This is a genomic window from Achromobacter sp. (assembly GCF_049647645.1).
Classification (GTDB): domain Bacteria; phylum Pseudomonadota; class Gammaproteobacteria; order Burkholderiales; family Burkholderiaceae_B; genus Achromobacter.
Genome location: NZ_JBARYB010000241.1, coordinates 84,586 through 104,365 on the forward strand (window position 1 = coordinate 84,586; position 19,780 = coordinate 104,365).

Genomic DNA, 19,780 nt, shown 5'->3' on the forward strand with positions numbered 1-19,780 from the left:
ACACTTACTTCCATGATGACCAAGGTACTTTTCGTTTGCATGGGCAATATCTGTCGCTCGCCGAGCGCAGAGGGCGTGTTTCGCCATTTGGTGAACGACGCGGGTTTGGGCGATGTGGTTCGCATCGACTCCGCGGGCACGCACGCGTTTCACATCGGCGAGGCGCCTGATGCCCGGGCGCAGGCTGCGGCGCGCAAGCGCGGCTACGAGATCACGCACTGCGAAGCGCGTCAGGTTACCGCGGAGGATTTCCGCGATTTCGACCTGATCCTCGCCATGGACTGGGACAATCTGTCCGCCATGCAGCAGCAGTGCCCCAAGGCCTACCAGCACAAGCTGATGCTGTTGATGCGCTTTGCCAATGAGTTCGAAGAGGCCACTGTGCCCGATCCCTACTATGGCGGCGCCGACGGGTTCGGCAAGGTGCTGGACTACCTGGAAGACGCCTGTCAGGGTGTGCTTGAGCTGGTGCGCAAACGCGCGACCCAGTACCAGGCGGCTTGATCCGCTTTTGCCGCAGGCCGCCCGCCTGGCGGTTCTCGGAGGTGCTTGGCAGTGAAAAAACCGCGCAGATGCGCGGTTTTTTCTAGCCGGGAGCCATACCAAATTAGTCGGGAATAGGCTATACTTGAGCCAATTACTCGGGTATTGACCGCTGGATTCGCCTGCGGCCATTGCCGAATCACAGGGAACCTACCATGCGGCTAACTACCAAGGGGCGTTTCGCCGTGACTGCCATGATCGATCTGGCTATGCGGCAGCATAGCGGCCCGGTCACTCTAGCGGCCATCAGCCAGCGTCAGAATATTTCGCTGTCCTATCTGGAACAGCTGTTCGGGAAACTGCGTCGCCACGAACTCGTGGACAGCGTGCGCGGTCCCGGCGGCGGCTATTCGCTTGCACGCCTGGCTCGCAACGTAACCGTTGCCGACATCATCTTCGCCGTCGACGAACCCCTGGACGCCACCAGTTGCGGTGGCAAGCGGGACTGTACGAGCGGCAACGACGGCAAGCCGGGCAAGTGCATGACGCACGAACTCTGGGCTACGTTGAATCGCAAGATGGTGGATTACCTGGATTCGGTGTCCCTGCAAGATCTGGTCGATCAGCAGCGCGTGCGCCAGTTGCAGGAAGCCAACAATCAAGCGCAGGCTTGCGCGGTGCGCGTGAACCGGGTGGGAGGCGCAGCAAGCGCCGCCAACGCTCCGGCCGCGACCGTCGCCGCCAACGCCACCGTATAAGCAGTATCAGGAGTTGTAGAAATGACCACCCGCCCGATCTATCTTGATTATTCGGCCACGACGCCCGTCGACCCCCGCGTCGTGGACAAGATGGTGCCCTGGCTGTATGAGAACTTCGGCAACCCGGCCTCGCGCAGCCACGCGTTTGGCTGGGAATCCGAAGAAGCCGTCGAACGCGCCCGCGAAGAAGTCGCCAAGCTGGTCAACGCTGACCCGCGCGAAATCGTCTGGACCTCCGGCGCCACCGAGTCCAACAACCTGGCGATCAAGGGCGCTGCCAACTTCTACTCGGAACGTGGCAAGCACATCGTCACCGTCAAGACCGAGCACAAGGCCGTGCTCGACACCTGTCGCGAACTGGAGCGCCAGGGCTTTGAATTGACCTACCTGGACGTCAAGGACAACGGCCTGATCGATCTGGACACTTTCAAGGCCGCGCTGCGCCCCGATACCGTGCTAGTATCGGTGATGATGGTGAACAACGAAATCGGCGTGATCCAGGACGTGGAAACGCTGGGCGAAATCTGCCGCGAAAAGGGCATCATCTTCCACGTGGACGCCGCCCAGGCGACCGGCAAGGTGGCCATCGACCTGCAAAAGCTCAAGGTCGACCTGATGTCGTTCTCGGCCCACAAGACCTACGGCCCCAAGGGCATCGGCGCGCTGTACGTGCGCCGCAAGCCGCGCATCCGCATCGAAGCGCAAATGCACGGCGGCGGCCATGAGCGCGGTTTCCGCTCGGGCACGCTGGCCACGCACCAGATCGTCGGCATGGGTGAGGCCTTCCGCCTGGCCCGCGAGGAAATGGGCACCGAGAACGAGCGCATCCGCATGCTGCGCGACCGCCTGTGGGCCGGCCTGTCGCAGATCGAGGAGGTCTACCTCAACGGCGACATGGACCAGCGCGTGCCGCACAACCTGAATGTCAGCTTCAACTATGTCGAAGGCGAATCCCTGATCATGGCGATCAAGGAACTTGCCGTCTCCAGCGGCTCGGCCTGCACCTCGGCCAGCCTGGAACCGTCCTACGTGTTGCGGGCCCTGGGCCGCAACGACGAGCTGGCGCACAGCTCGATCCGTTTCACCCTGGGCCGTTTCACGACCGAAAAGGAAGTGGATTACGCCATCGAACTGCTCAAGAGCCGTGTCGGCAAGCTGCGCGACATGTCGCCGTTGTGGGAAATGGCCAAGGAAGGCATCGACTTGAACACCGTGCAGTGGGCTGCGCACTAAGCGCCCGCGCCTAGAAATTCGTGGAGAATTAACATGTCTTACAGCACCAAAGTTCTGGATCACTACGAAAACCCGCGTAACGTCGGTTCGTTCGACAAGTCGGACGAATCGGTGGGCACCGGCATGGTCGGCGCACCCGCCTGTGGCGACGTGATGAAGCTGCAGATCAAGGTGAACGAAGCCGGCGTGATCGAAGACGCGCGCTTCAAGACCTACGGCTGCGGTTCGGCCATTGCTTCCAGCTCGCTCGTGACCGAATGGGTCAAGGGCAAGACCCTGGACGAAGCGATGAACATCCGCAACACGCAGATCGCCGAAGAACTGGCCCTGCCGCCCGTGAAGGTTCACTGTTCCATCCTGGCCGAAGACGCGATCAAGGCCGCGGTGCAGAACTACAAAGAAAAGCATACGGCTCCGGCCGAAGCTGTGGCGGGCTGAACATGTCCGTTACCCTGACCCAACAGGCTGCCACCCATATCGGCCGCTACTTGCAAAAGCGCGGAAAGGGTATCGGCTTGCGGCTCGGCGTTAGGACGACGGGCTGCTCCGGCATGGCCTATAAGCTCGAATACGTGGACGACGCCACGGCGGAAGACACGGTATTCGAAAGCTTCGGCGTGAAGGTTTTCGTCGACCCCAAGAGCCTGGCCTACCTGGACGGCACCGAACTCGACTACGCCCGCGAAGGCCTGAACGAAGGCTTCAAGTTCCGCAACCCCAACGAGAAGGCGACCTGCGGCTGCGGCGAGTCGTTCACGGTGTAAGTCTTGGCTGGAGACGATCACTTCGGCCTGTTTGGCTTGCCGGCGCGCTTCGACCTGGACGCCCAGGCGCTTGAGTCCGCGTGGCGCGCTGTCGCCGCGCAGGTGCATCCCGACCGCTATGCCACCGCCAGCCCCGCGGAACGCCGCGTGGCCATGCAGTGGGCGGCGCGCGCCAACGAAGCCTACCGCATGTTGCGGGATCCGATGCTGCGGGCGCGCTACCTGTGCGAGCAGGCGGGCGTGGACCTGCAGACCGAGAGCAACACGGCCATGGACCCCGAGTTCCTGATGCAGCAGATGACCTGGCGCGAGATGCTGGACGACGCGCGCGACGACGCTGAAGCCCTGACGGCCCTGCAAACGGAATTGCAGCAAGCGCGCGCGACCATGCGCGCCACGCTGACCCGCCTGCTGGACCAGGAGCACGACTATGCAGCGGCCGGGCTCAAGGTGCGGGAATGGATGTTCGTGGAGAAACTGGCGGAAGAACTGGCGCACGCCCAGCCCGCTGGATAGCCCAGGGCGCGCCGGGGCGTCCGCACGGCGGGCGCCGGCACAGCGCGGCCTACTGACCAGAAAAATAGAATCATGGCCTTATTGCAGATTTCCGAGCCCGGCGAATCGCCCGCGCCGCACCAGCGCAAGCTGGCGGTCGGGATCGACCTGGGCACGACCAATTCCCTAGTTGCTGCCGTGCGCAGCAGCGTTGCCGAAGTGTTGCCGGATGCGCAGGGCCACGCCTTGTTGCCATCCGCCGTGCGCTATTTTCCCGGCGGCAAGGTCACTACCGGCCGCGAACCGCTCGCGCAGCAGGCCGAGGATCCGCTGAACACTGTTGTTTCGGTCAAGCGCTACATGGGCCGCTCGCTGGAAGAAGCGCGCGCCAGCCGCGCGCCGTACGAATTCGTGGACGCGCCCGGCATGGTGCGCATCCGCACCGTCCAGGGCGACCTTAGCCCGGTCGAGGTGTCCGCCCAGATCCTGGCAGTCTTGCGCCAGCGTGCCGAAGACGTGCTGGGCGATGACCTGGTTGGCGCCGTCATCACGGTGCCAGCCTATTTTGACGATGCCCAGCGCCAGGCGACGCGGGATGCCGCTCGCCTGGCTGGCCTGAACGTGCTGCGCTTGCTGAACGAACCCACGGCGGCCGCCATCGCCTACGGCCTGGATCATGCATCCGAGGGCGTGTACGCGGTGTACGACCTGGGCGGCGGCACGTTCGACATCTCCATCCTGCGCCTGACTCAAGGCGTGTTCGAAGTCATCGCCACGGGCGGCGATACCGCGCTGGGCGGCGACGATTTCGACGCCTTGATCGCCGACCACGTGGTAGCCGGGCTTGCCGCAGGCGAGCTTACGCCCTCCGATCACCGTGGTCTGCTGATGGCGGCGCGCGCCGCGCGCGAAGCCTTGTCGGATTCCGACGATGCCAGCCTGAAGTTGGCCTTGTCCGACGGCCGGATCGTGGATGCGATCCTGAGCCGCGCGGAATTCGAGGAACTGGCCCAACCCCTGATCGTCCGTACCCTGGACTGCGCGCGCCGCGCCTTGCGCGACGCATCGCTGACGCCGGCCGACGTGCGCGGCGTGGTGATGGTTGGCGGCGCCACGCGCATGCCGGTGGTGCGCGCGGCCGTGGGCAAGCTATTCGGCACGCAGCCCCTGACCGATCTGGATCCTGACCAGGTGGTGGCGCTGGGCGCCGCCTTGCAGGCCAATCTGCTGGCCGGTAACCGCGCTCCCGGGGAGGACTGGCTGCTGCTGGACGTGATCCCGTTGTCGCTGGGCCTCGAAACCATGGGCGGCCTGGTGGAGCGCATCATCCCGCGCAATAGCACCATTCCCGTGGCGCGTGCCCAGGAATTCACGACCTTCAAAGATGGCCAGACGGCCATGAGCATCCACGTGGTGCAGGGCGAACGCGACCTGGTCGCCGATTCGCGCTCACTGGCCCGCTTCGAGCTGCGCGGCATTCCGCCCATGGTGGCGGGCGCCGCGCGTATCCGCGTGACCTTCCAGGTGGATGCGGACGGCTTGCTGAGCGTGACGGCGCGCGAGCAGAGCAAGGGCGTCGAGGCCATGGTGTCCGTCAAGCCGTCCTACGGCCTCACGGACGACGAGATCGCGCAGATGCTGGCCGACAGCGTGGCGCAAGCCGATACCGATGCCCGCGCCCGCATGCTGCGCGAGCAGCAGGTGGACGCGCGCCAACTGGTCGAGTCGGTGCAGGCCGCGCTGGTCGCCGACGGCGACCTGCTGGACGCCGAGGAACGCAAGCGCGTGGACGAATGTCTGCAGGCCGCCATGGCAGCCCAGGATGCCCAGGACGTGGACACGGTGAAGGACGCGGTCCAGGCCCTCTCGGCCGCGACCGACGATTTCGCCGCGCGGCGCATGGATCGCAGCATCCGCGCTGCGCTGGCCGGCCGCAAACTTGATGAGATTGCCTGATAACACGTTATGCCGAAACTGACTGTATTGCCTCATCCCGACTACTGCCCGGAAGGCGCCGTGATCGAAGACGCGCCCAAGGGCGTGTCGATCTGCCGCGTGTTGCTGGACAACCATATCGACATCGAGCACGCCTGCGAATTGTCGTGCGCGTGTACCACCTGTCACGTGGTGGTCAAGCAGGGCTACTCTTCACTGGAAGACGCGACCGATGACGAAGAGGATTTGCTGGACAAGGCCTGGGGCCTGACCCCGACCTCGCGCCTGTCGTGCCAGGCGCTGGTGACGGACGCCGACCTGACGGTCGAGATTCCCAAGTACACCATCAACCACGCCAAAGAGGGCCATTGATGAAGTGGACCGACACCTACGAGATCGCCGAGGCGCTGCTCGATGCGCATCCTGACGAAGATCCCAAGACGCTGCGCTTCGTGCAGCTGCGTGAATGGGTTCTGGCCTTGCCCGGCTTCAATGACGATCCTGCTCATTGCGGCGAGAAGATCCTGGAGGCCATACAGATGGCCTGGATCGACGAAGCGGATTGATTGCTGAATTAAAAATGCTCCCCACGGGGAGCGTTTCTTTTTTGGCATGCAAACATGGCTTGAACGGGTCGACGCCACATCTGCCACGGTATCATCAAGCATCTCCTTGTCGTCCCTACCTGCCTGAGTCTACCAATGCCCGCTGCCCAATTGCGCTTTGGCCTGGCCGCCAACCGGCTGCACCACGAAACTCCCGATGCCGCGCTGTTCACCTGGCTGCGCGCGTGTTCGTCCACGATACGCGAGCTCGGCGTGCAACTGCACACCGTCGGCCGCACCCATGACGCCATCGTGCGCGAGGGCATGCTGCAGGGCTATGGCGGGCTGATCCGCTATCCCTATGGCCGCGAGGGCGGCCTGATGAAGTTGGTGGCCCGGGTCACGGAAGGGCGCGACGGGCAGGCGCCTTTCGACGGCGCGATCTACCTGATCGATCCGGTAGATCCGTCGTCGATTTTTCCCGAGGCGCTGGCGCTCAAACGCCAGTGCATCACGCACGGCCGTCCGTTCATCTCGACGCTGGCCGGCGCCATCGAATGGATGGAAGTCGAACGCATCCATGCCGGGCTGGCGCCGGATGTCTCGGCCTCGCGCCATTTCAACTACGCCGGCCAGACCGTGGCGCTGATCGCCCACGATGCGCTCAAGGACGAGATGGTGGCCTTCGCCAGCGAGCATTTCGATGTGTTGTCGAAGTTCGCCCGGCGAGTGGCGACCGGCACCACCGGCGGCCGCCTGAACGACCTGGCCTGGTCGCGCGGCTGGCCCAAGGACACGCCCTGGGTGCACCGCTACCTGAGCGGGCCGCTGGGCGGCGACGCGCAGATCGCGGAGCTGGTGCTGGAACACCAATGCCAGCGCGTGATCTTCTTCGAAGACCCGCACGTGGCCCGCCAGCACGAGGCCGATATCCAGCTGCTGGAACGCGCAGTGCGCGTGGTGACGGAATCGGCCACCTGCGCCACCTCGCCGACGGTGGCGCGGCGCTGGGCGCAGGCGGTGGAAAAGCGCGTTATCTGAGTTTCGTCCGACTGGGCGCGGCGCCAGGCCGGGAGTCCGCGATGATACGGCTGACCCGGTCGGCCACGGCAGATGCGGCCATGGATAGTGGCAGGACGTCCGACCTGCACAGGAATACCGGTCGCGCCATGCGCGGCGTGACGATGCGGTGCAGGACGACCTCGCCCCGCTCAGCCTCCTGGTGTACCGCCGCGTAAGACAGGATAGTGTGCGCGACGCCGGCCTGCGCCAGTTCGATCAGTTGCGGAATGGCGTTGGCCTCGGCAATGACCCGGAACTCGGCGCGCTCGCGCTGTTGGTACTGGTCCAGCAGGCGGCGCAGGCTGTGCTGATGGCCGGGCAGGATCAGCGGCAGTCCGCTGAGGGCTTGCAGATCCATGACCGGCAGCGCATGCAGCGCGGCAGGAGCAGGCCTTTTTCCTGGTGTGGCGGAGGGCGGCGAAACCACCACCAGTTCTTCGTCTATCAGGTGCTGGAATCGTAGATCGACCGACGCGTCGTCGCTGAAAGTCAGTCCCAGGTCGGCATGGCCGGAACTGACGAAGCCCGGGATGTATCCCGTGCTGGACTCGATGATCTTCAGGTAGACGTCGGGCCAATGCTCCAGAGAGAAACGTAAAAGCGGCACGGTCAGCAGCTTGGCCATGGACATGGACATGGCCAGCGACACGGTCCCGCGGGGCGCCTTGAGGTCTTCGCGGACGTCGGCGCGCGCGGCGTCGATGCGTCCCAGGATTTCGCGCGCATGCGCGAGCATGCGCGATCCCGCAGCAGTCGGCGTGACGCCGCGGGCGCTGCGATGCAGCAGCACCACACCCAGATCCTCTTCCAGGTTTCGTATCAGCAGACTCAGCGCGGGTTGTGCCACATGCAGGGCAGCCGCTGCGCGGCTGATCGATCCGGTGGAAACCACGGCGACAAAACACTGCATCGCGCGGATGGACATCGACATGCATGATCCTCGTGTGGTCTGAGGCCATCACAAATTTGTTATGGCCCGCATATTTAAACGGTATTTCTAATATACCAAGACCATTCGCATAATGGGCCATCCCTCTAAGAGCACAACGGAGACAAAGATGGCGTTCCAACGAATTCTTGCCGCTGGCGTGGTTGCGGCCGCCCTGTCCGGCCCGGCGCTGGCCGATACCTGGCCTTCCAAGCCCATTACGCTGGTCGTGCCGTTTTCGGCAGGCGGTCCGACCGACTTCATCGCGCGTTTGGTGGCCGACCCCTTGGCGCGCGAATTGGGGCAACAGGTCATCGTGCAGAACAAGCCGGGCGCCAGCGGCAATGTTGGCTACCAGAGCGTGCTGAATGGCCCCGCGGACGGCTACACGCTGATGCACAACACCGTCGCCATGCAAGCCATCAACCCGCTGATGTACCCGAGCGCGAAGATGCAACCGTTGCAGGACTATGTGCCGATCGGCACGACCGGCGCCATGCCCAATCTGCTGGTGGTCAATCCCGATCGCACCCCAGTCAAGACGCTGGCCGAACTGGTCGAGCGCGGACGCGGCATGAAGCAGGGGCTCAGCTATGCCACTTTCGGCCCGGGCAGTTCGCCGCATGTCTACGGCGCGTCGCTGCAAAAGCTCGCGGGCTTTCAAGCCGTGGGGGTGGCCTACAAGGGCAGCGCGAACGCCGTGACCGACGTGATCGGCGGGCAGGTCGACTTCCTGTTCGACAGCATGTCGACCAGCCTTGGCCAAGTGCAGGCCGGCAGGCTGAAGGCCCTGGCGATTACCTCGGCGCAGCGTTCGCCCTTGCTGCCGGATGTGCCTACGCTGAAGGAAGCGGGCTATCCCAGCCTGGATCTCAAATTCTGGTTCTCGCTGCAGGCTCCCGCCGGCACCCCGCCGGAAACGGTGCAGAAGCTGCGTGAGGCCGTGGCGCGCGTCGTTGCGAGCGATGCTTACCGCAAGGCAATGCAGGAACGCGGCGCGGAAGCCTTCCGGGTCGCTCCCGCCGATCTAGACGCGTTCTTCAAGCGTGAAACCATGCAATGGACGCAAGCGGCGCAAACCATCGGCCTGAAGGGCGAGCAGTAATCATGGGTACTGAAGCACGCATGACGCCGCTGAAGAACATAACGGTCCTGGATCTGAGCAAGGTGCTTGCCGGGCCGCTTTGCGGCCAGTATCTGGGCGAACTCGGCGCCCGGGTGATCAAGGTCGAGCCGGTGGGCAAGGGTGACGACACGCGTGCCTGGCTGCCGCAGGACGCGGGCCAATCCGCGACCTTCCTGGCCGTGAACCACAACAAGCGCAGCCTGGCCGTGGACCTCAAAACAACGGCCGGGCGCGCCGTGGTGCATCGGCTCGCGGAACAGTCGGACGTGGTGCTGCAAGGTTTCGGCGGCAAGACCGCCGCGCGCCTGGGCGTGGACTACGAGACGCTCAGCGGCCTCAATCCCCGGCTGGTGTACTGCGAAATCTCGGGCTATGGCCGCGAGGGGCCGATGGGCGAGGAGCCGGGCTATGACGTCATGCTGCAAGCCTTCAGCGGCATGATCAGCACCATGGGCGAGCCAGGTGGAAACTTTGCGCGCGCCAGTTTTTCGCCGGTGGACCTGGGGACGGGCTCCTTCGCGCTCAGCGGGATCCTGGCCGCGCTGCTGGAGCGCAGCCAGACCGGCAAGGGGCAGTACCTGGATGTTTCGTTATTGGATACTTCGCTTGGCCTGATGTCGTACATGGCGCAGAACTACTGGCGCACCGGCCAGATTCCGCGCCGCATGGGGACCGGCCACCCGGCCATGTGTCCTTACCAGGCGTTCCGCGCGGCCGATGGCGACATCATGCTGGGCGTGGGCAACGATGCGCAATGGCAGCGCTTCTGCGCGGTGGCGGGGTTGCAGGATCAGGTGGATGCCCCTGAGTTCGCGACCAACGCCGACCGGGTGCGCAACTTCGCCGCGACGGTCGCACTGGTCCAGTCGCGCATGGAGACCCGCAGCGTGGCGCAGTGGCTGGAGACGCTCAAGCCCGCAGGCATCGCTTGTTCCGCGATCCACACGCTGGACCAGGCGCTGGCTCATCCGCAGGTCGTTGCGCGCCAACTGATCGTCAAGAGCCAGCATAAGGTCTTGGGCGAGGTCCGCAACGTCGGCCTGCCAATACGGTTCGGACGCCAGCCTCGCCAGGCTGCGCTGCCCGCGCCCGCGCTGGGCGAGCACACTCGCGAGATTCTGGCCGAGCTGGGCTATGCCCAAGCCGAAATCGAGGCGCTGCTGGCCTCGGGCAGCGTGCAGAACCATTCCTGAATGCGAGGGTACCGATGACATTCCTGCGCTACGAAGTCCGTAACCAGATTGCGGAAATCCACTTGTGCCATGCGCCCGTCAATGCGCTGGACGAGGACATGCTGGACGTGCTGATTGCCGCGCTGGAACGGGCCAATGCCGATTCCGATGTGCGCGCCGTGTTGCTGGCCAGCGACTTGCCCGGACGGTTCTGCGCCGGGCTGGACATGAAGAAGCTGCTGGACAGCACGCCGGCGCGGATCCATGCGCTGTTGTCCAAGCTGTACATCAAGCTTTACGACACGCAGTTCAACCTGACCAAGCCATCGATTTCGGTGGTCTCCGGCTCGGTTCGCGGCGGTGGCATGACGGTGGCCATTTCCAGCGATATGGTGGTGGCGGCGGATACCGCCACCTTCGGTTATCCGGAAATCGATGTGGGCGTCCTGCCCGCGATCCATTACGTGCACCTGCCGGGTATCGTGGGCAAGCACCGTGCGTTTGACCTGCTGTTCACGGGCCGCACCTTCAATGCGCAAGAGGCGTACGGACTGGGGTTGGTGGCGCGCGTCGCAGCCGAAGCGGAATTGCTGGAGCAGGCCCGCCTGCTGGCGCGGTCGCTGGCGGGCAAGCCGTCGCAAGTCCTGGCGATGGGGCGGCGAGCCTTCGTCTACGGCAACGACAACGAGTACCGGCGCAGGGTGGCGACGGCGGTCGAAGTGTTCTGCAACGCGGCTGCCACGCCCGAGGCGCGCGAGGGCTTGAGCGCCTTCGTGCAAAAGCGCGCGCCGGACTGGAGCGGGCCGCGCAGCGGCGGGTAGGACCGCCGCCGCATGCGTGCCTGGCCTACTTCCCCTTGAACTGCGGCGGCCGCTTCTCGCGAAACGCCCGCACGCCTTCGGCGAAGTCTTCGTGGGTAGCCGTGTCCAGGAACCGCGCCGTTTCCTCGGCCAGCTGGGTTTCCAGCGTGGCGTGCTCGGCCGAACGCAACAGGTCCTTGGCGCCGGCGATGCCGTGCGGCGCGTGGCGGGCGATGTCCTGCGCATAGGCTTGCGCGGCTGGCGCGATTTCACCGGCCGCGGCGGTGCGCGTAACGATGCCCCAGGCCAGCGCATCGCCGGCAGAGAAGGCGTCGTGGCGCAGCAGCAGGTCCAGCGCGCGCCGGGCGCCCAGCACCCGCGTGAGGCCATGCGTCATGCCGGCGTCCGGCGTGGCCCCAAGCTTGAGATAGGCGGTCATGAAGCGGGCCTCGGCATCGGCGATGGCCACGTCGCAGGCCAGCACCAGCGACAGGCCAGCGCCCGCGGCGATTCCATGCACCTGGGCGATCCAGACCTTGTCCATGCGGGCGATGCGCGCAATGAAGTCGTTCAGCGGCGTGAACAGATCCAGCAGCGTGGCCCGCACCTGAGACGGGTCGCCCATGAACATGCTGATGTCGCCGCCGGCGCAGAAGGCCTTGCCGGTGGCGCGTAGCAGCACCGCGCGGATTCCATCGCGCGTTTCCAGCCATTGCGCGGCCCGCTGCAAGTCTTGCGCCATCGCCACGTCGATGGCGTTGAGGGCGTCGGGGCGGTTTAGCGTCACGGTCGCGATTGCGCCGTCGGTCTCCAGAAACAGCGTCTGGAAGACGGGAAGTCCTTGGGTCATGGCGAGTCTCCGTTATCGGGTAAGTACCAGCTGTCGATCCAAAAACCGCGATGCTATGGTCTGAACCGAGCGCTTGCTTGGTTTTCTTTTAAGCACGCTTAGCGTAACGCATAGAACGATTTTCCGGCGCTGTACTGGCGTAGGTAAAGACAGGTTCGTTGCATCTCCTGCCTCGCGGGTTCGCCAGACCGACGTCGATAAAAACTTCGCATGTAAAAGCGAGGAGACAAATGGTGGATCAGTCCGACAGCACTCCCTTGCTGGAGGTGGATGGGGTCACGCTGGCGTTTGGCGGAGTCAAGGCGCTTACGGGCGTGGGCTTTCGCGTGGCGCCCGGGTCCATCACCACGGTCATAGGCCCCAACGGCGCGGGCAAGACCTCGCTGTTCAACACCATTTCCGGCTTTTACCGCCCGGCCTCGGGCCAGATCCGCTTCCAGGGACGCGACATCACGCGCGTGGCCGCGCCGGAACGTGCGCGGATGGGCCTGGCGCGCAGCTTCCAGAACATTGCGCTGTTCCGCGGTATGACTGTGCTGGACAACATCAAGCTGGGCCGCCACGCCCACCTGCGCACCAACGTGCTGGACGCCTTGCTCTATCTGGGCCGGGCGCGCCGCGAAGAGATGGCGCTGCGCGCCGACATCGAAGAACGCATCATCGATTTCCTGGAGATCGATCACATCCGCCACGCGCCGGTGGCCGCGCTGTCCTATGGCTTGCAGAAGCGCGTGGAGCTGGCGCGGGCGCTGGCGATGAATCCCAAGGTGCTGATGCTGGACGAGCCAGTAGCGGGCATGAATCGCGAAGAGACCGACGACATGGCGCGCTTCATCCTGGACGCACGCTCCGAATGGGGCGTGACGGTGTTGATGGTGGAGCACGACATGGGCATGGTGATGGACCTGTCGGACCACGTGGTGGTGCTGAACTTCGGCCAGGTGATCGCCGACGGCACGCCTGCGCAGGTGCAGGCGGATCCGCAGGTCATCCAGGCCTACCTGGGCGCGGGCGATGTCGGCGATCTGCGCCGCCGCCTGCGGGAGGCAGCCTGATGGACATGCTGTTCTTCCTGGAAGTCACGCTGGCCGGGTTGGGCAGCGGCGGACTCTACGCGCTGGCGGCGCTGGCCTTCGTCATCGTCTACAAGGCCACCCGGGTGGTGAACATCGCCATCGGCGAATTCCTGATGTTGGGCGCCTACGTGTTCTACGCCTTCGCCACCGGCATGGAATGGCCGATCTGGCTGGCCATCGTGGGTGCGGTGGTGGTGTCGGGCGCGCTGGGCGCGGTGGTCGAAAGGCTGACCATCCGCCCCATGCTGGGCGAGGCGCCGATCTCGGTGTTCATGATCACGGTGGGCTTGGCGTCGATCCTGGTGGGCGCGGTGGAATTGATCTGGACGGCCGACCAGCGCCGGCTGCCGGAATTCATGCCGCGTTCGCCGGTGATGATAGGCGAGGCCTTTGTTGCGCCCAAGGTGTTCTACGGCTTCTGGGTGGCGGTGGTGCTGGCGCTGCTGGTGCTGGTGGTGTTCCGCTACTGGCGCGGCGGGGTGGCGCTGCGGGCCACGGCCTCGGACCAGGGCGCGGCGTATGCCATGGGCATCAACGTGCCGCGCGTGTTCTCGCTGGCCTGGGTGGCGGCGGGGGCGCTAGCCGCGGTGTCGGGCGTGATCGTGGGTGCGATCGGCGGCATCTCCTCGTCGATGGGCGTGTTCGGCCTGTCGGTGCTGGTGGTGGTGATCGTGGGCGGGCTGGACAGCGTGGCCGGGGCCCTGGTGGGCGGTGTCTTCATCGGCCTGCTGGAAGCCTGGGCGGGCGCCTATATGGGCGGCGAATACAAATTGCTGGCCACCTTCATCGTGCTGGTGGTGGTGCTGATGGTCAGGCCTTATGGCCTGTTCGGCACCCGTGAAATCGAGAGGCTCTGACCGATGCGCATCGCGACTGCCAAGCAAACCTATCTTGCGGACGAAGCGCTGTTCGATACCCGCACGCAGAAGGCGTGGCTGGTCCTGCTGGCCGCGTCCCTGGTCATGTTCCCCTTCGTGGCCGACGCCTATTGGCTATACCTGGCCTGCCTGGTGGCCATCAATGTCGCCAGCGCCACGGGCCTGAACATCCTCACGGGCTATACCGGCCTGGTCAGCCTGGGGCAGGCGGCCTTCATGGGCCTGGGGGCGTACACGGTGGCGGTGCTGGAGCAGCGGCTGGGCACGCCGGTGCTGCTGAATCTGCTGGCGGGCGGCTTGGTGGCGATGGCGGGCGGCCTGCTGGTCGGCATTCCGTCCCTGCGGGTGAAGGGTCTGTACCTGGCCATCGCCACGATCGCCGCCTCGTTCATCGCGCATTTCATCTTTGCCAACTGGCAGTTCACGGGAGGCACGACGGGGCTGCAGGTGCCGCCGGCGCGGGTGCTGGGCGTGGACCTGGATACCTCGTTCAAGATCTACTGGCTGATCGTGCCGGTGACGGCGCTGATGGTGCTGGGCGCAGCCAACCTGTTCCGCACGCGCATCGGGCGCGCCTTCATCGCCATACGCGACCGCGACATTTCGGCCGAGGTGCTGGGCATACGGCTACTGCGATACAAGCTGCTGTCGTTCGGCCTGTCGTCGTTCTATGCGGGCGTAGCAGGCGGTCTCTGGGCCTATTTCTTCCGGGTCGTCACGCCCGAGAGCTTCCCGCTGATCATGTCGATCTTCTTCCTGGCCGCCATCATCGTGGGCGGCATGGGCACGATCCTGGGCTCCATTCTGGGCGCCATTTTCATGACCATGGTGCCGGAGCTGCTCAAGCTGATCGTGGGCTGGCTGCCGGTGGGCGGCGACGCGCTGCGCCTGATTTCGCCGGTGCGCACTATTGTTTTCGGCCTGCTGATCGTGGGCTTTCTGATCTTCGAGCCGCACGGGCTCGCGGAAATCTGGCGGCGCGTGCGCCGTTACTTCCACCTCTGGCCCTTCCGCACCTAGCTCGCGTGCAGCGGCCACCCATAAGACCCTCAGGAGACTAACCATGAAGCGCATCCGGATCGGCAGCGGTTTATCGAGGTTGTTGGCCCCCCTGGGCCTGGCAGCAGCCTTGTCGGCGGCGCCCGCCGCACAGGCGGCCGAGGACCTGGTGCTGGGCGGGTCCATCCCGCTGAGCGGTGTGTTCGCCTTCGCGGGGCAGGGCATCCATGCCGGCATTACCGACTACGTGAAGATCGTCAACGACCAGGGCGGCGTGAAGGGGCGCAAGCTGCGCTACGTGCCGGAAGACACGGCCTACAAGGTGGATGCCTCGGTGGCGGCGTTCAAGAAGATTACCAGCCAGAACAAGGTGAACTTCTACTACGGCGATTCCACCGGCTTCTCCAAGACCATCAATGCCGAGTTGAACCGCACGGGCGACATCCTGATGACCGGTGCGTCCTTTGCCACGGAACTGAACGATCCGGCCAAGTATCCCGCCCAGTTCATGCTGGGTCCTGACTACACCGAAATGTTCGGCATCCTGCTGCGCTACATCGCCAAGGAACAGCCCGGCGCCAAGGTGGCCTTCGTGTATTCGGATACGGAGTTCGGCCGCGATCCCATCGCCAGCTCGCGCGCCGTGGCCGAAAAGCTCGGGCTGAAGGTCGCGACCGAGATCATGACGCCGCCGGGCAGCGTGGACGTGTCGACCGAGGTGATCAAGCTGCGCCGCGCCGATCCGGACTACACCATCTTCCATGGCTACGTGCTGGCGCCCATTCCCGAGTTCGTGGGGCAGGGCAAGCGCATGGGACTGAAGACGCGCTACATGGGCACGTTCTGGACCATGGACAACTCCACCGTGATGCAGATGGGCGAGGACGCCGAGGGCTTCATGGGCGTGATGCCGTACCGCTACTACTACGACACCGCGGCCGATGCGCCCATGCTGAAGAAGATCCGCGAGATGCGCCCGACGTACCAGAGCACGGGCTACATGCAGGGCTTCCTGGCCGCCATGCTGTTCACTGAGGTCGCAAAGCGCACGCTGGACGCCGGCAAGGAACTGACCAGCGCCAACATGAAGGCGGCGCTGGACGGCATCAAGGATTTCGACACGGGCGGCCTGATTGGCGTGCCGATCTCGATCAAGGGTAATTCGATCCCGGTGGGCCGGATCTATCGCGCCGATGTGAAGCAGAAGCAGATGGTGCCGGCCTCCGACTGGATCGTGCTGAAGTGAGGCGGCCGTGAACCCTGGACATGACGCGCAGGCCGCGCCGCCGGCCCCGGCGGTGCTCGATATCAACAACATCGAAGTCGTCTACAACAAGGCGGTGCAGGTGCTGCGCGGCTTGTCCTTGTCGGTGCCCGCCGGCAGCATCGTGGCGCTGCTGGGCAGCAACGGCGCCGGCAAGTCCACGACGCTGAAGGCGGTGTCGGGGCTGCTGGACCTGGAGGATGGCGCGCTGGTGCGCGGGCAGATCGTCTTCAACGGCGGCGACACCGCGGGCTCCAGGCCGCAGAACCTGGTGCGCGCGGGGCTGGCGCACGTGATGGAAGGACGGCGGGTGTTCGAGGACCTGACCGTCGAAGAGAACCTGGTGGCCGCGACCTATGCCTTGACGGGCAGGCCAGGGGCGAAGGTCGACTTCGACCTGGTCTACGGCTATTTCCCGCGTCTTTTCGAGCGGCGTCGCGGCCTGGCGGGCTACCTCTCGGGCGGCGAACAGCAGATGCTGGCCATCGGTCGCGCATTGATCGCGCAGCCCAGCCTGATGTTGCTGGACGAACCTTCGCTGGGCCTGTCGCCGATGCTGGTGGAGAGCATCTTCTCCATCATCGCGCGCATCAACCACGAGCAAGGAGTGTCCATGCTGCTGGTGGAACAGAACGCTTCAGTGGCGCTGGCGGTGGCCCATTACGGCTACATCATGGAAACCGGCAAGGTGGTGATAGACGGCAGCGCCGAAAAGCTGGCGGCGGATCCGGACGTGCGCGAGTTCTACCTGGGTGTGGGCGGCACGGGCGAGGCCCGCGGCTTTCGCGACATCAAGCACTACAAGCGCCGCAAGCGCTGGCTGTCATGACGGACAAGCACATGGATATTTCCGGCGCATCGACGCAGGCGTGGCCGGCCTTGACGCTGCCGCAGATGCTGCGCGAGCAGGCGCGCCGCCAGCCGGAGGCCATCGCCATCCGGCAGAAGGACTTCGGCATCTGGAAGCCCATGACCTGGGCGGAATATTGGAGCCGGGCCTGCCGCGTGGGGCTGGGCCTGCGCGCCCTGGGGCTGAGCGCGGGCGGACGGGTCGCCATCGTTTCCGAGAACCGCGTGGAATGGTTGCTGACCCAGATGGGGGCGGGCGCGGTCGGCGCCGTGGCGGTGGGCGTGTACTCCACCAGCCCGGCGCAGGAAATGGGCTACGTGCTGGAGCACGCGGACGTGGAACTGGTCGTGTGCGAGGACCAGGAGCAGACGGACAAGGTGCTGCAGGTGGCCGACAGGCTGCCGCTATTGCGCCGCATCGTCATGATGGAGACCAAGGGCCTGCGCTCCTATGCGCCGGCCGAGCGCGAGCGCATCGTGACCTACGCCGAGATCGAGGCCGAAGGCGAGCGGCGCGAGGCGGCCGAGCTTGCTGCCTTGAACGAGGCGCTGGACGGCCAGCAGTTGGACGACACCGGCCTCATGATCTACACGTCCGGCTCCACCGGCAAGCCCAAGGGCGCGATGCTCAGCTACGGCAATATGCGCGGTGTGGCGCCTGGCATCGCCGAGCGGCTGGCGATGGACGGCAATAGCGTGCATTTGTCCTACCTGCCGCTGTGCCACGTGGCCGAACAGATGCTGTCCACCTTCGTGCCCCTCTACCTGGGGGCGCAGGTGAATTTCGGCGAATCGATACGCACGGTGCAGGAAGACCTGCGTGAAGTCGCGCCGACGATATTCCTGGGCGTGCCGCGCATTTGGGAAAAACTGCACGCCGCCATTTCGATCAAGATGCAGGAAGCCGGGCGCGTGCAGCAATGGCTGTACCGGCGCGCGCTGGCGGCCTGCGCGCCGTTCCTGGAGAAGTCTCCTGCGCAATACACGCTGCGCGAGCGCTGGACGCGTTGGCTCTGGTACTGGCTGGTGTTGCGCGCCTTGCAGAACTTCATTGGGCTGCGGCGGGTGCGCGTGGCGATGACGGGGGCGGCGCCGATCTCGCCAGACGTGGTGCGCTACTTCCGTACGCTGGGCGTGCCGCTGATCGAGGTCTACGGGCTGACGGAGTCCGCGGGCATGATCTTCGGCCAGCATCCGGACCGCGTGAAGGTGGGCACGGTGGGCGAACCCATCCTGGGCGTGGAATGGCGCATGGGCGAAGCGGGCGAACTGCTGGTGCGCGGCGACATGGTGTTCCAGGGCTACTACAAGAACCCGGAAGCCACCGCCAGCACCGTGCGCGACGGCTGGCTGTACACGGGCGACGTGGTGGCTGAAGAGGCGGGCCGCGTGCGCATCGTCGACCGCCTGAAGGACATCATGATCACGGCGGGCGGCAAGAACCTGACGCCCTCCGAGATCGAGAACGCGGTCAAGGGCAGCCCCTATGTCAAGGAATGCATCGTGATCGCGGATGGCAGGAAGTACGTGTCGGCGCTGATCCAGCTGGAGTTCGACACGGTGGGCAAGTGGGCGGAGTCGCGCCGCATCGCCTTCACCCATTTCCGGTCGCTGGCCGAATGTGCGCAGGTGCGCGAGCTGGTGCAGCAAGAAGTCGCGCGCGCCAATGCCGGCCTCGCGCCGGTGGCGCAGATCAAGCGCTTCCATCTGCTGACCAAGGAGCTGGACCATGACGACGGCGAAGTCACCGCGACCATGAAGGTCAGGCGCGCCAGCATCTACCGCAGCTATGCGGACGAGATCGAATCGCTCTACGTTGAGGAGACGACGGCATGAACGAAGCCGTGATCGTGGAGGCCGTGCGCACGCCCTTCGGGCGGCGCGGCGGCTGGTGGGCGGACACGCGGCCGGATTCGCTGCTGGCCCAAACCGTGCAGGGCCTGTTGGCGCGCGCGGGATTGCCGGGCGAGAAGGTCGAGGACCTGATCGCGGGTTGCGTCAGCCAGGCGGGCGAGCAGGGCGCCAATATCGGCCGGCTGGCCGCCATGCTCGCGGGGCTGCCCGAGAGCGTGCCGGGCGTGGCGCTCAACCGCATGTGCGGGTCCAGCCAGCAGGCGGTGCATTTCGGCGCGCAAGCCATTGCCGCCGGCGACATGCGCTACGTGGTGGCCGGCGGCGTCGAAAGCATGAGCCGGGTACCGATGTTCCTGGACGTGACGCTGGGACAGGGCGAATTCCGCGGCTTTGAAGGCTTGAACCCCGCCTTGCTGGAACGCTATCCATTGATCCATCAGATCGAGAGCGCCGAGCGGATTGCGGAACGCTGGCAGCTATCCCAGGCCGAGATGGACGAATGGGCCCGGGAGAGCCATGCGCGCGCCTGGAGCGCGGCCCAGGCCGGCCTCCACGCCGAGTTGTTGCCAGGGCCGCGGGAGGATGCGGGGCGCGACGAAGGCATACGCGAGAAGACGGACCCTGCCCGCATGGCGGCCATGGCGCCCGCCTTGCGCCCGCCGGGTCAGGGCGGCGTCACCGCGGCCAACGCCAGCCAGCTGGCGGACGG

22 protein-coding genes are annotated in these 19,780 nt (G+C 65.3%); 20 read left to right on the plus strand and 2 right to left on the minus strand.

The annotated features are described in order from the left end of the window. Window positions 1-12: 12 nt before the first annotated feature. The 10 genes from WBB14_RS28035 to WBB14_RS28080 all read left to right on the plus strand — a co-directional run bounded on the left by WBB14_RS28035 (window position 13) and on the right by WBB14_RS28080 (window position 7,254). Window positions 13-504 (plus strand): low molecular weight protein-tyrosine-phosphatase, encoded by a 492-nt coding sequence (locus WBB14_RS28035; protein ID WP_006386176.1) that lies wholly within the window; start codon window positions 13-15, stop codon window positions 502-504. A 194-nt stretch (window positions 505-698) separates the two neighbouring features. After that, on the plus strand, window positions 699-1,241 hold the full coding sequence (gene iscR, locus WBB14_RS28040) for a Fe-S cluster assembly transcriptional regulator IscR (RefSeq protein WP_013394598.1): 543 nt from the start codon (window positions 699-701) through the stop codon (window positions 1,239-1,241). 21 nt (window positions 1,242-1,262) lie between these two features. Beyond that, a complete protein-coding gene (locus tag WBB14_RS28045; protein ID WP_424242651.1) occupies window positions 1,263-2,474 on the plus strand; it encodes an IscS subfamily cysteine desulfurase in 1,212 nt (403 codons plus the stop codon). 33 nt (window positions 2,475-2,507) lie between these two features. Beyond that, window positions 2,508-2,912: a Fe-S cluster assembly scaffold IscU gene (gene iscU, locus WBB14_RS28050; RefSeq protein WP_013394596.1), complete on the plus strand. Its 405-nt coding sequence runs from the start codon at window positions 2,508-2,510 to the stop codon at window positions 2,910-2,912. 2 nt (window positions 2,913-2,914) lie between these two features. Then, window positions 2,915-3,238, plus strand: a complete 324-nt coding sequence (iscA, locus tag WBB14_RS28055) for an iron-sulfur cluster assembly protein IscA (protein WP_332016418.1) — start codon at window positions 2,915-2,917, stop codon at window positions 3,236-3,238. A gap of 3 nt (window positions 3,239-3,241) precedes the next feature. After that, window positions 3,242-3,754, plus strand: a complete 513-nt coding sequence (hscB, locus tag WBB14_RS28060) for a Fe-S protein assembly co-chaperone HscB (RefSeq protein WP_424242652.1) — start codon at window positions 3,242-3,244, stop codon at window positions 3,752-3,754. 72 nt (window positions 3,755-3,826) lie between these two features. Continuing rightward, window positions 3,827-5,689: a Fe-S protein assembly chaperone HscA gene (gene hscA, locus WBB14_RS28065; RefSeq protein WP_424242653.1), complete on the plus strand. Its 1,863-nt coding sequence runs from the start codon at window positions 3,827-3,829 to the stop codon at window positions 5,687-5,689. Window positions 5,690-5,698: 9 nt separating this feature from the next. Next, on the plus strand, window positions 5,699-6,040 hold the full coding sequence (gene fdx / locus WBB14_RS28070) for an ISC system 2Fe-2S type ferredoxin (protein ID WP_013394592.1): 342 nt from the start codon (window positions 5,699-5,701) through the stop codon (window positions 6,038-6,040). After that, complete coding sequence (gene iscX, locus WBB14_RS28075; protein WP_207464379.1) at window positions 6,040-6,234, plus strand: Fe-S cluster assembly protein IscX; 195 nt, start codon at window positions 6,040-6,042, stop codon at window positions 6,232-6,234. Before fdx ends, iscX begins: the two co-directional genes overlap by 1 nt. A gap of 135 nt (window positions 6,235-6,369) precedes the next feature. Then, window positions 6,370-7,254, plus strand: a complete 885-nt coding sequence (locus tag WBB14_RS28080) for a methylglyoxal synthase (RefSeq protein WP_424242654.1) — start codon at window positions 6,370-6,372, stop codon at window positions 7,252-7,254. On the opposite strand, the gene WBB14_RS28085 is transcribed toward WBB14_RS28080, so the two are convergent. Next, window positions 7,247-8,206: a LysR family transcriptional regulator gene (locus WBB14_RS28085; RefSeq protein ID WP_424242655.1), complete on the minus strand. Its 960-nt coding sequence runs from the start codon at window positions 8,204-8,206 to the stop codon at window positions 7,247-7,249. The two genes, WBB14_RS28080 and WBB14_RS28085, sit on opposite strands and share 8 nt — an antisense overlap. Before the next feature lie 127 nt (window positions 8,207-8,333). Here WBB14_RS28085 and WBB14_RS28090 point away from each other — a divergent pair, with 127 nt between their 5' ends. Genes WBB14_RS28090 through WBB14_RS28100 form a run of 3 tightly spaced genes read left to right on the plus strand, consistent with a single transcriptional unit; the run spans window position 8,334 to window position 11,322 of the window. Then, the gene (locus WBB14_RS28090) at window positions 8,334-9,308 is read left to right on the plus strand and encodes a Bug family tripartite tricarboxylate transporter substrate binding protein (protein ID WP_424242656.1); all 975 of its coding nucleotides are present in this window, start codon (window positions 8,334-8,336) and stop codon (window positions 9,306-9,308) included. 20 nt (window positions 9,309-9,328) lie between these two features. After that, window positions 9,329-10,522, plus strand: coding sequence for a CaiB/BaiF CoA transferase family protein (locus WBB14_RS28095; protein ID WP_424242665.1), 1,194 nt, complete (start codon window positions 9,329-9,331; stop codon window positions 10,520-10,522). Window positions 10,523-10,536: 14 nt separating this feature from the next. Further along, window positions 10,537-11,322, plus strand: coding sequence for an enoyl-CoA hydratase/isomerase family protein (locus tag WBB14_RS28100; RefSeq protein ID WP_424242657.1), 786 nt, complete (start codon window positions 10,537-10,539; stop codon window positions 11,320-11,322). Between the two features lie 25 nt (window positions 11,323-11,347). Here the strand turns inward: WBB14_RS28100 and WBB14_RS28105 are convergent, their stop codons facing one another. After that, window positions 11,348-12,151 carry an enoyl-CoA hydratase/isomerase family protein gene (locus tag WBB14_RS28105; RefSeq protein ID WP_424242658.1) on the minus strand — a complete coding sequence of 268 codons (804 nt, stop codon included), beginning with the start codon at window positions 12,149-12,151 and terminating at the stop codon, window positions 11,348-11,350. Between the two features lie 230 nt (window positions 12,152-12,381). Here WBB14_RS28105 and WBB14_RS28110 point away from each other — a divergent pair, with 230 nt between their 5' ends. From WBB14_RS28110 to WBB14_RS28140, 7 genes are all read left to right on the plus strand, one after another. Continuing rightward, entirely contained in the window at window positions 12,382-13,206 is an 825-nt protein-coding gene (locus WBB14_RS28110; RefSeq protein ID WP_424242659.1) for an ABC transporter ATP-binding protein, read from the plus strand. Next, entirely contained in the window at window positions 13,206-14,084 is an 879-nt protein-coding gene (locus WBB14_RS28115; RefSeq protein ID WP_088141197.1) for a branched-chain amino acid ABC transporter permease, read from the plus strand. Before WBB14_RS28110 ends, WBB14_RS28115 begins: the two co-directional genes overlap by 1 nt. A gap of 3 nt (window positions 14,085-14,087) precedes the next feature. Next, window positions 14,088-15,125, plus strand: a complete 1,038-nt coding sequence (locus WBB14_RS28120) for a branched-chain amino acid ABC transporter permease (protein ID WP_424242660.1) — start codon at window positions 14,088-14,090, stop codon at window positions 15,123-15,125. Window positions 15,126-15,168: 43 nt separating this feature from the next. Further along, window positions 15,169-16,350 carry an ABC transporter substrate-binding protein gene (locus WBB14_RS28125; RefSeq protein WP_332016385.1) on the plus strand — a complete coding sequence of 394 codons (1,182 nt, stop codon included), beginning with the start codon at window positions 15,169-15,171 and terminating at the stop codon, window positions 16,348-16,350. A gap of 52 nt (window positions 16,351-16,402) precedes the next feature. Next, window positions 16,403-17,197 carry an ABC transporter ATP-binding protein gene (locus WBB14_RS28130; RefSeq protein WP_424242666.1) on the plus strand — a complete coding sequence of 265 codons (795 nt, stop codon included), beginning with the start codon at window positions 16,403-16,405 and terminating at the stop codon, window positions 17,195-17,197. Continuing rightward, window positions 17,194-19,053, plus strand: a complete 1,860-nt coding sequence (locus tag WBB14_RS28135; RefSeq protein WP_424242661.1) for an AMP-dependent synthetase/ligase — start codon at window positions 17,194-17,196, stop codon at window positions 19,051-19,053. The genes WBB14_RS28130 and WBB14_RS28135 overlap by 4 nt, the downstream gene beginning before the upstream one ends. Next, window positions 19,050-19,780 (plus strand): thiolase family protein (locus WBB14_RS28140; protein WP_424242662.1); only part of this gene is annotated, 731 nt, incomplete at its 3' end. The genes WBB14_RS28135 and WBB14_RS28140, both read left to right, overlap by 4 nt.

Coding starts and splice junctions, on each gene's coding strand:
- WBB14_RS28035 (WP_006386176.1), top strand. CDS start 13: ATGATGACCAAGGTACTTTTCGTTTGCATGGGCAATATCTGTCGCTCG.
- iscR (WP_013394598.1), top strand. CDS start 699: ATGCGGCTAACTACCAAGGGGCGTTTCGCCGTGACTGCCATGATCGAT.
- WBB14_RS28045 (WP_424242651.1), top strand. CDS start 1,263: ATGACCACCCGCCCGATCTATCTTGATTATTCGGCCACGACGCCCGTC.
- iscU (WP_013394596.1), top strand. CDS start 2,508: ATGTCTTACAGCACCAAAGTTCTGGATCACTACGAAAACCCGCGTAAC.
- iscA (WP_332016418.1), top strand. CDS start 2,915: ATGTCCGTTACCCTGACCCAACAGGCTGCCACCCATATCGGCCGCTAC.
- hscA (WP_424242653.1), top strand. CDS start 3,827: ATGGCCTTATTGCAGATTTCCGAGCCCGGCGAATCGCCCGCGCCGCAC.
- fdx (WP_013394592.1), top strand. CDS start 5,699: ATGCCGAAACTGACTGTATTGCCTCATCCCGACTACTGCCCGGAAGGC.
- iscX (WP_207464379.1), top strand. CDS start 6,040: ATGAAGTGGACCGACACCTACGAGATCGCCGAGGCGCTGCTCGATGCG.
- WBB14_RS28080 (WP_424242654.1), top strand. CDS start 6,370: ATGCCCGCTGCCCAATTGCGCTTTGGCCTGGCCGCCAACCGGCTGCAC.
- WBB14_RS28085 (WP_424242655.1), bottom strand. CDS start 8,206: ATGTCGATGTCCATCCGCGCGATGCAGTGTTTTGTCGCCGTGGTTTCC.
- WBB14_RS28090 (WP_424242656.1), top strand. CDS start 8,334: ATGGCGTTCCAACGAATTCTTGCCGCTGGCGTGGTTGCGGCCGCCCTG.
- WBB14_RS28095 (WP_424242665.1), top strand. CDS start 9,329: ATGACGCCGCTGAAGAACATAACGGTCCTGGATCTGAGCAAGGTGCTT.
- WBB14_RS28100 (WP_424242657.1), top strand. CDS start 10,537: ATGACATTCCTGCGCTACGAAGTCCGTAACCAGATTGCGGAAATCCAC.
- WBB14_RS28105 (WP_424242658.1), bottom strand. CDS start 12,151: ATGACCCAAGGACTTCCCGTCTTCCAGACGCTGTTTCTGGAGACCGAC.
- WBB14_RS28110 (WP_424242659.1), top strand. CDS start 12,382: ATGGTGGATCAGTCCGACAGCACTCCCTTGCTGGAGGTGGATGGGGTC.
- WBB14_RS28115 (WP_088141197.1), top strand. CDS start 13,206: ATGGACATGCTGTTCTTCCTGGAAGTCACGCTGGCCGGGTTGGGCAGC.
- WBB14_RS28120 (WP_424242660.1), top strand. CDS start 14,088: ATGCGCATCGCGACTGCCAAGCAAACCTATCTTGCGGACGAAGCGCTG.
- WBB14_RS28125 (WP_332016385.1), top strand. CDS start 15,169: ATGAAGCGCATCCGGATCGGCAGCGGTTTATCGAGGTTGTTGGCCCCC.
- WBB14_RS28135 (WP_424242661.1), top strand. CDS start 17,194: ATGACGGACAAGCACATGGATATTTCCGGCGCATCGACGCAGGCGTGG.